9 protein-coding genes are annotated in these 11467 nt (G+C 73.6%); 5 read left to right on the top strand and 4 right to left on the bottom strand.

Annotated features, from left to right (window positions below):
• The first annotated feature begins 318 nt into the window (after positions 1-318).
• A complete protein-coding gene (locus ACWD12_RS20015) occupies positions 319-1158 on the top strand; it encodes a hypothetical protein (protein WP_358360392.1) in 840 nt (279 codons plus the stop codon).
• Positions 1159-1461: 303 nt separating this feature from the next.
• Here ACWD12_RS20015 and dapC read toward each other — a convergent pair whose 3' ends face one another.
• Together dapC and fdxA are read right to left on the bottom strand one after the other, a co-directional pair.
• A complete protein-coding gene (gene dapC / locus ACWD12_RS20010) occupies positions 1462-2553 on the bottom strand; it encodes a succinyldiaminopimelate transaminase (protein WP_450100702.1) in 1092 nt (363 codons plus the stop codon).
• Positions 2554-2621: 68 nt separating this feature from the next.
• Entirely contained in the window at positions 2622-2948 is a 327-nt protein-coding gene (gene fdxA, locus ACWD12_RS20005) for a ferredoxin (protein ID WP_358360389.1), read from the bottom strand.
• A gap of 170 nt (positions 2949-3118) precedes the next feature.
• Here fdxA and ACWD12_RS20000 point away from each other — a divergent pair, with 170 nt between their 5' ends.
• Complete coding sequence (locus ACWD12_RS20000; protein WP_450100619.1) at positions 3119-4285, top strand: GNAT family N-acetyltransferase; 1167 nt, start codon at positions 3119-3121, stop codon at positions 4283-4285.
• A 2-nt stretch (positions 4286-4287) separates the two neighbouring features.
• Entirely contained in the window at positions 4288-5145 is an 858-nt protein-coding gene (locus tag ACWD12_RS19995) for a SirB1 family protein (protein ID WP_450100618.1), read from the top strand.
• A 27-nt stretch (positions 5146-5172) separates the two neighbouring features.
• On the opposite strand, the gene ACWD12_RS19990 is transcribed toward ACWD12_RS19995, so the two are convergent.
• On the bottom strand, positions 5173-6825 hold the full coding sequence (locus ACWD12_RS19990) for a cellulose binding domain-containing protein (protein WP_450100617.1): 1653 nt from the start codon (positions 6823-6825) through the stop codon (positions 5173-5175).
• Positions 6826-7059: 234 nt separating this feature from the next.
• Between ACWD12_RS19990 and ACWD12_RS19985 the strand changes: the two genes are divergently transcribed.
• Both ACWD12_RS19985 and ACWD12_RS19980 read left to right on the top strand, forming a co-directional pair.
• Positions 7060-7848 carry a class I SAM-dependent methyltransferase gene (locus tag ACWD12_RS19985; protein ID WP_450100616.1) on the top strand — a complete coding sequence of 263 codons (789 nt, stop codon included), beginning with the start codon at positions 7060-7062 and terminating at the stop codon, positions 7846-7848.
• A 58-nt stretch (positions 7849-7906) separates the two neighbouring features.
• Positions 7907-8656, top strand: a complete 750-nt coding sequence (locus ACWD12_RS19980; protein ID WP_450100615.1) for a hypothetical protein — start codon at positions 7907-7909, stop codon at positions 8654-8656.
• Positions 8657-8704: 48 nt separating this feature from the next.
• On the opposite strand, the gene ACWD12_RS19975 is transcribed toward ACWD12_RS19980, so the two are convergent.
• Entirely contained in the window at positions 8705-11392 is a 2688-nt protein-coding gene (locus ACWD12_RS19975; protein WP_450100614.1) for a VanW family protein, read from the bottom strand.
• Positions 11393-11467 lie beyond the last annotated feature (75 nt).

Genomic DNA, 11467 nt, shown 5'->3' with positions numbered 1-11467 from the left:
CACCTGGCAGCTGATCAGGGGCTGTCTCAAGCCGTCAGGGGCGCCGCACCGGGACCGAAAGGCCCCGAGACGGCCACGCCCACCGTCGCCGCGCCCCGGTGAATCGTAGGAACCGCTGGTCAGGGCGTCGCCGGGTGCGCCCGCGCGGCGCGCTCCGGTACCCGTTTTCGGGACCTCGCCACCGTCACGCCGCAAATTTTCAACCACCCGAATGGAGCAGTCCCCGGAACCATTCGCGCACTCCGGCAGATATACCCGGCGTCCGGCCCGTTCGGTCCGGACGCCGCAATCTCGCCTGCCGAAAGATTGAGGAGCGCGATGTCGAGCACTCTCCCGCGCCGTGTGGTCCAGGCCGCGCTGCTGGTCGCCGCGGGTGCCGCACCCGTCGTGGGCGCGTCCACCGCCCACGCCGTCTTGCCCCTGGGCGGGCTCTCCGGAGTCTCCCAGCCCGATGTGGCGGGCCTTCCGCTCGCCGCTCTGGGCGAGGCCGAGGGGCTCACCCCCGACGCGGCCAACCTGCCCGTGGTCGGATCCCAGGGCCTGGAGGGCCTCACCGAGTCCCCCCTCACCCAGTCCACCCTCCCGCAGACCGGTCTGACCGACCGCCTGCCGGCGTCGGGCCTGCTGGAGGCGCTTCCGCACGCGGGGCTCACCGACTCCCTGCCGCAGACCGCGCTCACCGAGGGGCTGCCGCAGGGCGACCTCGGTGCGCTCACCCAGCAGGACCTCGGCTCGCTGACGCAGCCCGAGGTGTCGGTCGCGCGTCCGGACGTGGCCGACATGGCCCGGCCCGAGGTCGGCATGATCACGCAGCCGGCCGTCGGCAAGGTCAAGAACCTGGCCGACCGCGTCAACCCGGACGTCACCAAGGTCGTCGACACCGACGCGCCGATCCCGGCCGCCGCCAAGTCCATCCCCGCGGGTGCCACCGACCAGGTCGGCCAGCAGCTCGAGGACTCCATCCTGGGCCCGGCGATGATGGGCGTCGGCCCGTCCCTGCCGGTGGCCGGCTACGCCGCCGACAAGTCGATCAACGCCGGCCTGCCCGCGGCCGACGCGGCCCTGATGCACGGCACGCAGCAGCACCTGCAGACGAACTCCGCGGAGACGATGGACGGCGTGAGCACGCCGCTGCGCGAGGTTCCGTACCACCTCTGATCGACCAGCCGGTCTGCACCGACCGAGACGGATCAGCGGCGGATCGCGGGGCCGGGCGTCCGGCGCCCGGCCCCGCCCGCGGAACCCCGGGTGTGCGGGGCGATACCGAGCACCGCCCCGCACGCCTGTCCCGCTGATGTCCCACAGACGTCGGACGGATACGCAGGTCGCGGGTACGCAGGTCCCGCACACTCCGCGTCCATCGGCACACACCCGGGTGCTCTCCAAAAGCACCCGCCCGAGCAACGCTCCCCCGGGCGGGCGGGACGCCGGTCCCGGCGCCGCCCGGGAGGGTCGACCGCCTCAGGCGGTCTTGAGCCGTTCCACGGCCGCCTCGACGCGCTCGTCCGTCGCCGTGAAGGCGATCCGCACGTGCCGGCCGCCCGCCGTCCCGTAGAAGTCCCCCGGAGCCGTCAGGACACCGCGCTCCGCGAGCCACCCGACGGTGTCCCAGCACGGTTCGTCCCGCGTCGCCCAGAGGTACAGGCTCGCTTCCGAGTGGTCGATCCGGAACCCGGCGGACTCGAAGGCGCCGCGCAGTTGCGCGCGCCGCGCGGCGTACCGCGCCTTCTGCTCGGCCACGTGCGCGTCGTCGCCGAACGCCACCCGCATGGCCTCCTGCACGGGGCCCGGCATGATCAGCCCGGCGTGCTTGCGTACGGCGAGGAGTTCGCGCACGACGGCCGGATCCCCGGTGATGAACCCGGCGCGGTACCCGGCCAGGTTCGAGCGCTTGGACAGCGAGTGGATCGCGAGCAGGCCCTCGTGCGAACCGTCGCAGACGTCCGGGTGCAGGACCGAGACGGGCTCGGCCTCCCAGCCCAGTTCGATGTAGCACTCGTCCGACACCAGCAGCGCGCCGATCGAACGCGTCCAGGCGACGATCTCGCGCAGCTCGTCGGCGCTGCGCACGGCACCGTGTGGATTGGCCGGCGAGTTGATCCAGACCAGCCGCACGCCGTCGGCGTCCGGGAACTCGCCGTCGGCGACCGGAACCGGCTCGGCACCGGCGAGGCGCGCGCCCACGTCGTACGTCGGGTACGCGAGAGCCGGGTGCGCCACCTTGTCGCCCGGTCCGAGCCCCAACTGCGCGGGCAGCGATGCGACCAGTTCCTTGGTGCCGATGACCGGCAGCACCGCGGCCGGGTCGGCGCCGGCCACGCCGAGCGTGCGGCGCAGCCATCCGGCGACCGCCTCGCGCAGTGCGGACGTGCCGTACGTCAGCGGGTAACCGGGCGAGTCCGAGGCGGCGGCGAGGGCGTCGCGGACCAGTTCGGGTGTCGGGTCCACCGGAGTGCCGACCGACAGGTCGACGATGCCGCCGGGGTGCGCGGCGGCGGTGGCCTTGAACGACTCCAGCCGGTCCCACGGGAACTCGGGCAGGCGTCCGGACACACGCCGCGCCGCCCACCCCCCGGCGGGGGCGGGCGGCGCGGTGCGATTGTGCGTTTCGGTCACGAGGCTCAGTCGCCCTCGCCCTGGGGCGGCAGGACGGCGATCACTTCGTGGTCCTTCTCGATCAGGCCCATCTTGGAAGCACCGCCGGGCGAACCGAGGTCGTCGAAGAACTCGACGTTCGCCTTGTAGTAGTCCTTCCACTGCTCCGGAACGTCGTCCTCGTAGAAGATCGCCTCAACGGGGCAGACGGGCTCACAGGCACCGCAGTCCACGCACTCGTCCGGGTGGATGTAGAGCGCGCGCTGTCCTTCGTAGATGCAGTCGACGGGGCACTCCTCGATGCAGGCCTTGTCCTTCACGTCGACGCAGGGCTGCGCGATGACGTACGTCACGTGGGATTCCTCCTCATGGCGGGCTACGCCTTAGGTCGTTACGGGTGCGCGGGAGCGCGGCAACGTCGATGCCCGCCTCTAGTATCGCGGTGGTCCCGGGCTATCTCCTAGCGGGCCCATATCAGCAGAGATCACAGTCTCAGGTCAGCAAGGATCGGAGTGCTGGACAGGTGAACCGGATCACACCCGAAGACGTGGGCCGCCGCGTGTCGGTTCGCCGCAGACTCAACCCCGAGGGTGCACCGGACGAGTTCGGCGACGTCGTGGGCGAGTTGGTCGCGTGGGACGGGGGAGTGCTCACCATCACCCGCAAGGACGGCAGCATCGCCCGAGTGGCCGAGCGCACGGTCACCGCGGCCAAGGTCGTGCCGCCCGTTCCGGTGCGCGGTCCGGCGGCGCTGTCCCCCGAGGTGCTGGCCGCGGCGTCCGACCGGGCGTGGCCCGCCGTCGAGTACGCGGAGCTCGGGCGGTGGCGGCTGCGCGCCGCGTCCGGCTTCACGCGCCGGGCGAACTCGGTGCTGGCGCTGGGCGGCCCCGGCGTGCCCGCCGCCGAGGCGGTGGCGCGGGTGCGGGCCTGGTACGCCGAGCGCGGCCTCCCGGTGTACTTCCAGACCGTCGTCGGCTCCGACACCGATCTGCTCCTGGCCGCGGAGGGCTGGCCGGCCGAGGCGCCGACGATCGTGCGCACCGCTCGGCTCGCCGCCGTGCGCGACCGCGCGACGCCCGCCGCCGCCGGGCGGTCCGCGGCCGGGCCGTCCGCGGCCGGGGACGTCGCCGTGCACGTTTCCGACGTACCGGACGCCGCCTGGATGGCCCGCTACAACCGGGCCGCGGCCTCGGGCCCGGCGGCGGAGGCCGCGTGGGCGGTGGTGGCCGGGACCGCGGGCGGCGAATCGGCGGCGGGCCCCACGTCGGGCGGCCCGGGAACGGGGACCGTGCGGCACGCCTTCGCGGCCGTCCACGCGGCGGATCTCGGACCCGGTCCCGAAACGGACCCCGGTCCCGAAACGCACCCCGGTCCCCGAGCCGCCGACGCCTCCCGGATCTCCGACGTCCCGATCGCGATCGGCCGCGTGAGTGTCGACCTCGGGGGCACGAGAGGTCCAGGAGGCGCGGGACTGCGCGTCGCGAGCTTCACCGCCATAGAGACCGATCCGGCGTACCGTCGGCGCGGTCTGGCGCGGGCCGTGATGGCCGCGCTCACCGACCACGCGCTGCGGGCCGGGGCGACCACCGGGCTGCTCGGCGTGGAGGCCGGCAACGGGCCCGCGCTGCGCCTGTACGAGGACCTGGGATTCACCGAACACCACCGCTACCACTACCGCAGGGAGCCGTGAGGGTGAAGGACCCGAATGACGCGCTCGCCCGTCGGGCGCGATTCGCCGAGGTGGTACGCGACGACCCGGTCGACCTGGCCGAGGCGTGCCTGCTGATGGGTGCCGAGGTCGACCCGTCGCTCGACCCGGGCCCCGGGCTCGCCGAGCTCGACCGGCTCGCGACGGCCGTCGCGGCGAAGCTGACGGTGCCGGCGGAGGACACCGAGCCCACCCGGGCGGCCGCGGTCCTCGCGCTCGTCTTGGGCGCCCGGGCGGGGTTCGGCGGCGCCCAGGCGGACTACGCCGATCTGCGCTCGTCGCTGCTGCACGAGGTGCTGCGCCGCCGCCGAGGCCTGCCGATCCTGCTGTCGGTGGTGTGGACGGAGGTGGGGCGGCGCGTCGGCCTGCCGGTCCACGGCATCGCGCTGCCGGGCCACTTCGTCGTCGGCATCGGCGACCCCGACGGCGACTTCGTGCTCGCCGACCCCTTCCACGGCGGCCGCCTGCTGACCGTCGACGACGCGCGCAAGATCGCCGCCGGCGCGGGCGGTTCGCCGAACGACCCGCACCTGCTGGCCCCGGCGCAGCCGATCGCGGTGCTGCTGCGGATCCTCAACAACATCCGCGCGTGGGCGCAGAACCCCGCGCAGGCTCCGGAGCGGGCGTGGACGCGGTTGTGGGCGGTCGAACTGTCGCTGCTGCTGCCGCGGCACCCCGCCGCGCTGCGGCGCGAGCGCGGTTCGCTGCTCGTGCAGACCGGCGATTTCCTCGGCGGTGCCGCGGAGTTGGACGACTTCGCCGACCTGGTGGGGGCGATCGACCGCGAACTGGCGGCGACCGTACGCCGGGAGGCGAGCGAGGCGCGCGCTCGGCTCAATTGAGCCGATCACCGGTCAATTGAGCGGAGGTCAGTTGACCCCCACACGGCCCAGGAACGCGCCCAGGAACGCGTAGGGGGCCTGCGGCACACCGCTGCACAGCGGATCCGCCGCCGTCGCCGCGTTGTCGGGACACGCCCGGTCGCGCCCCGCGGCCCACCACGACAGTCGGCCCAGGTGCTGCTGTGCCGCGAAGTCCGCGAGCAGGTGGGCGTCATCGAGGGTGAAGACCTCGCCCGGCGCGTCGTCGACGCCGATCGTCACCGTCACCGAGATCAGGCGCCATGCCTGATCCGACGTCAGGGTGGGCCAGACGCCGCGCAGTTGGCCGTGGACCAGGCGTGCGGTGTCGATCGCGTACCGGCCCATCTGGCCGGTGGGCTCCTTGACGTTGGCCTGCCCGTAGTCCATCGCCAGGACGTTGACCGTGTCGACGTGCAGGCCCCGTGCGGCGGCGTCGGCCAGCAGCGCGACCGCTTCCGCGCCGAGGCCGGTGGTCGGCAGCGCCGGGAGCGTGTAGGTGAGTTCCAGTCTGCCGCCGGCCGCCTCCAGCTGTCCGCGCAGCAGCTTCAGCGCCTCGTTGCGGCGCTCGACGATGTCCGGCCGCCCGAGCGAGCGTCCTTCGACGTCGATGTCGATGCGCTCGACGTCGTAGAGGTCCACGACCTTGCGGTACGCCACGGCCAGCGCTTCCGGGGACTCGCACGTCGCGGCCAGATCGGACGACGCGCTGCCGCCGAAGGACACGGCCGCGACGGCGTCGAGCGTCCGCAGTTCGCCGAACCGCTGCAATATCGCCGGGTCGTCGAGGCGTGCCCCGCCTCCCCAACTCGGCTCGCAGCCGCCCGCGTCGACGACGGACGCCAGCGTCCAGTCCCCGACTCCGGTGCTGCTTATGGCCTTGTCGAGGTCGAGCGGGGCGGGGGCGGCCAGGTCGATGTAGGGGCGGACGGGGGTACGGGGCTGCGTCCCGGCGGCGGCGCCCTGCGGGGGGCCGGCCACGGTCGGTGCGGCGCCTGTGCCGGTCGCGCCGCCCGACGGCGACGCGCCGGGTGCCGTGGCGGTCCGCGTCGGGGGCGCAGTCGTGGGGGTTGCGGCTCGGGGCGCAGGCGTGCGCGGCCCGGCGGGCGCCTCGTCTCTCGGCGCCGCGCGCATCTCGTCGGTGTTCCCCTCGGCAGCCACTCCGCGGGTGTCCCCCACCACGCAGGAACGGCCGTTGATGCTGCATTCGACGGGCTGTTGCTGCGCCGGCGCGGCCGGGTCGACGTGCCGGACCTCGAATCCGATCACGGCGGTTTCGCCGGGTCTCAGATCGTGGTTCCAGTCGCGGGCGCGCACGGTGTAGCGCGCCCCGTCGTGGTCCATGCGGCCGTTCCAGAGCGTCGAGACCTCGCTGCCGGGTGCGAGGCGGAAGCGCAGCGTCCAGCCGTGCGTGGTGCCGTCGCCGGTGTTGCGGACGACGTACTGCGCACTGAAGCCGGTCTGCCAAGTGCCGGTCCGCACATACTCGGCAGTGAGCTTGGTGTGCTTCCCGTCGTCTCCGAACGCGACCACGAACACGGCCGGAAGTGCGGCGAGGACGACCGCGGTGACGGCCCAACGTACGCGTCCGCGAAGCGCCGCGAGCGCACGCGACGTCGGAGCCGGGCGTCTTCCCGGCGCATTCGCGCGGCGCAGCACCATGGCCCTGCCTCCGAAGTGCGGCACAAATCCGAGGGGTTGGTCCCGGAGCCCCGGCCCGGCGAACGTCGCTCGGCGAGCCGCCGCCGGTGGCGCATGGACTCTACTCGGTCGATTCGCCGCACCGGCCGCAACACCGCGCCGCCTCTGTCCGGTTCTTCGTCACACCCCGCCAAGTCGTCTCACTATTCAAGAAACGAGTCTCAACCCCTGAACACGACCCTTATGCTGCAAGGCATGACCTGGAACGCGACGCAGTATGACAACAACTTCGCCTACGTCTCGGCATACGGGCGCGGAGTCGTGGACCTCCTGGCACCGAGCGCCGGCGAGCGGGTGCTCGACCTGGGCTGCGGCACAGGGGACCTGGCAGTCGAGATCGCCGCGAGCGGTGCCCGCGTGCACGGCGTCGACGGCGACGCGGAGATGATCCGCACGGCCCTCGCGAAGCACGGCCAGGGCGACGGCGCACCGACGTTCGCGGTCGCCGACGCCCACACCTTCCGGGTCGACGAGCCGTTCGACGCGGTGTTCTCCAACGCCGCACTGCACTGGATGACGCGGCCCGACGACGTCATCGCCCGCGTGTACGCGGCACTGCGGCCCGGCGGCCGGTTCGTCGCCGAGTTCGGCGCGCACCGCAACGTCGCGGCGCTGATCGACGGGCTGCGGGCCGCCGCGGCCGAGGTGGCACCGGGCGTACCGGTCGAACTGCCCTGGTACTTCCCGTCCACCGCCGAGTACGCGACGCGCCTGGAGGCGGCCGGCTTCGAGGTCCACACGGCCCACTGGTTCGCGCGGCCGACACCGCTCAGCCCGGGCGACACCGCCGCGGACTGGTGGCGCATGTTCGGCGCGTCGGTGCTCGCGCCGTTCCCCGAGGAGAGCCGCCCGGCGCTCCTGGCCCGCACGGACGCACTGCTGCGCGACCGCCTGGCCGACGCCGACGGCCGGTGGTTCGCCGACTACGCCCGCCTGCGGTTCACCGCCGTCCGGCCGCAACCCGAAGGCCCCGGCGTGCGTTGACCCTGACAAGCAGTGCCGCGGACGCGTTCCCACCGGAGCGCACGGGTACGGTGCGCTCATGCTGCACCTGACCGATACCCCGACCGGCCGCCCGCAGCCCGCCGCCCCACCCGGCACCAGGCGGCTGCGGGTGGCCTACTGCCCGGCGTCCCTGCGCGCCGCACTCGCCGCCGACCTGGTGCGACGCGCGGGCGAACGCCACCATCTCCTCGTCGCGGTCTTCCGGCACGCCTGCGACCACCCCGAACTGCCGGATCCGCTGCGGTTCAACATCCATCCGCCGAACGGCGACGGGCCCGACGCGCGCGTGGACGTGCACATCACGCCCGACGGCCACCAGCGGTCCGGGGACCGGCCGGCGGGCGCGTCGGCGGGCGCGTCCGAGGAGCAGGCCGCCGACGGCCCGCGGATTTTGCGTACGGTCCCCGCCGATGCCGCCGCGGGCACCCCCGAGGCGGAGGCCTGGTCCGCCGCCGACCCGCTCGCGCTGCGCCTCGCGCTGCTCGCCGGCCCGTCCGACGCGCCGCCGGGTGCCGACGTGATCGCGGAGGCCGCGGTACGCCTCGCACTCCTGCGTGCGGACGTGGCCCGCTTCGCCGAATCCCCGTCGGCGGCCCTGGCCGCCGCGCCGGTGGCGGAAGTCCACGCCGCCGTCGACGACGACCTCGACACCGCCCGCGCGCTCGCGCTCACCGACGCGCTCCGCGCCGACCCGGACGTACCGCCCGGCGCGCGCTTCGAGTCGCTGATCCACCTCGACCGCACGCTCGGCCTCGATCTCGCACAGGACATCGGCCGGCTCCCTTGACGGGAAGCCGGCCGATGTCGATCGGTACTCCAGGCGGGTCGGGGCGCGCTAGTCGCTCGTCCCGCCACCTGCCGGGGGTGTCGCCCCCGATGGCGGGGCCCCGCCCGCGGGCGGGGCCGCCGGGCCGCAGATGATGTTGTCCGCCGGGTCGTACTTGGTGTGGAACTGCTCCCGGCGCACCTCCTTGCCGCCCTGGATGAACACCCGCGTCACGTCGATCTTGAAGCCCTGCGACGGTGCCTGCGCGACACAGCCCGCGCTGGTGTCGTGCACGGTCTTCGGCGCCACCAGGTCGTACTTGGCCGAGCTGACCGACTTCACCTGGTCGTACTTCTTGGTGCCCAGCAGGGTCACGGTGACCGTCGAGTCGGTGTACGAGGTGTCGATGTAGATCGGCTTGCCGGAGTCGTTCTGCCACTCCAGGTCGAGCGACTTCCAGGCGACGGTCGCCTCGCGGCCGGCCGGGTAGCGGTCGATCCAGAAGCTATGCGGCCGGTGCATGATGTCCTTCAGGCCGCCGAAGAACACCGCGTTGAACATCGTCGTCGCGACCTGCGAGACGCCGCCGCCGAAGTCCGTCTGGAAGCGGCCGTTGTTGATGATGGTGCCCTTGGCGAAGCCGTTCTCCGCGGTCCGCTCGCCGACCGTGTCGTTGAGCGACCACTTATCATTGGGCATCACGACGCTGCCGTCGATGAGGTCCGCGGCACGGTGGATGTTGGTCAGGCGGTAGGCGGCGTACGGGTATTCCGTGGTGTACGTCGAGACCACCTCCTTGATCCCCAGCGCCTCCGCCTTCGCGGTGGTGAACGCTGGTTCGACCGGCCCGAGCGTCACCGGCGCGGTGCGGCCCGTCGGCTTGGTGAGCACGCCCAGCAGCGCCTGCGCGGCGGTCTCGCCGGACACCCCCTGCCCGGGCTTGGAGGGCACGACCGCGACCTTGCCGTTCTCCACCTTGAACGTCGCGTCGACCGGCTTCTGGCCGACCGCCGAGAAGGTGTTGCCGAGCGCGTCCTGGAGGCCGGCCGTGTTGATCTTCGGGTTGAGCCGGCCGTTGGCGTCCGGCTCCATCGTGAGGTACTTCGCCAGCGTCTGCGGGTCGAGCTGGAGCTTGACCTTGCCGGCCGTCAGCGTCACCGGGCCGGACATCGCCGGCACCGCGAACTCGCGCATCGCCCGGTCCACTTCGGCCTGGGTCACCTTCGGCGTGGACAGCTTGGTGGGCAGGACGACGGGGTTGCCCTTCTCGCCGCCCTTGCCCGACAGGTAGGCGTCGCGTACGAGCGCCACCGCCGCCTGCGTGTCCAGCACCTGCACCGCCTGCGGCGCGATCGCCGCCGCCTTGCCGCCCGCGAACGACACACCGCCTTCGCGCGGCTCCTCGCCCGCCTCCGCGACCAGTTGCTCCAGCGCGGCGCCCAGCTTGGCCGGGTCCTCGATCGTGCGCGGCTTGACCTCGCGGCCGCCGCCGAACATCGCGGGCACCGACTTGAGCGGGTTCAGGGTGCGCTCGGCGGCGCGGTCGACCGTGCCGCGGGTGTCGAAGATCAGACCGGCGTTGGGCGGGTCGAGGGCCAGCTCCTTGTCGCCGACCTTGACCGCGAAGGGGCCGGAGGCGCGGTTGCCGAGGTGCGTCTCCAGGGTGCGCACCGCCTCCGACTTCGACTGGCCGCCGATGTCGATGCCGAGCACCGAGGTACCGCGCGGGACACCGCCGCCCGCGTACGCGAGGGACCCCCCGTAGATGCCGCCGAGCAGTGCGAACACCGCCGCGATCGACACAATCGCGAGGCGGCGGCGCTTGCGCTTCGCGGCGACGGCGGGGGGCACCGGCGCGCGACGGCCGGCCTCCTGGCGGTTGGCGCGCGGGGCGGCCTGCGGATCGGCCGCGGGGTCGACGCCGAACTCGTGGTCGTCGACGTCGTCCCAGCCGCGTTCGTCGAACTCCGGGTAGCCGTCCTCGGGCCTGCCGACGGGCGCCTGCCCGCGCAGTACGACCGGAGGGATGGGCCGCGAGCCGGGGATCTTGATGCTGACGCGCGTGGTCATCGTCTGGTCGCCGACCTCGGCTCCGGACGCGTCCTGGGTGAACCCTTCGGAGGTCGTCGGCGTCCGCAGATCGGCAGGCGGGCCGAACGCTCCGATCAGGCTGCGGCGCCCGGCACGGGTGGGCAGCCCGGAAGCGCTGCGGTCCCCGTGGTCCCCGTCGGTGTCCTCCACGCCGGGGGCACCGGATGCTCCCGGGCCCCCGGGTGTTCCGGAACCACCGGGTGCCCCCGGAGCACCGGGGTGGCCCGCGGTACCGGAGTCGGTGCCGGGCCCGGCGTAGCCCGCGGAGTGCGACGGGGTCTCCGGGTAACCCGGCGCGTCCGGATACGACGGGCTGTCCGAGTAGGACGGGCCGGCCGGGTACGTCGGCGCTTCCGGAGCCGGGTACGACGGGGATCGCGGGTGCGGCGGGGTCTCCCCGCCGGACGCCGCCGGGCGCACCGGCTCGTCGTCGAACCACGCGTCGAACGCGGCCGGGTCGCGCGGCGGCAGCCGGTCCTCGCCGTACGCGGGCGAACCCCCGGACGACGGCCCGGCGGGCGACGGGAAGGGCAGCGGAGGGACGGGCGCCCCCTCGGGGGGAAGCGAACGCGGCGGAGGCTCGGTCCGCTCGGGCGGTCGTCCGAAGAAGGGGTGCGGCTCCTCGCCGGGCACGCCTGAGGGCGTGGTGGGATGGTCGTTGCTCACGACGAACGAACTCTCCGTTGCGATCTTCGACCGCCCCGGGAGGCGGCCACCGACGACCGGTTGCGTCTGACGGCT

The sequence above is a fragment of the Streptodolium elevatio genome (assembly GCF_053592165.1).
This window is presented reverse-complemented; position numbering and strand designations above follow the sequence as displayed.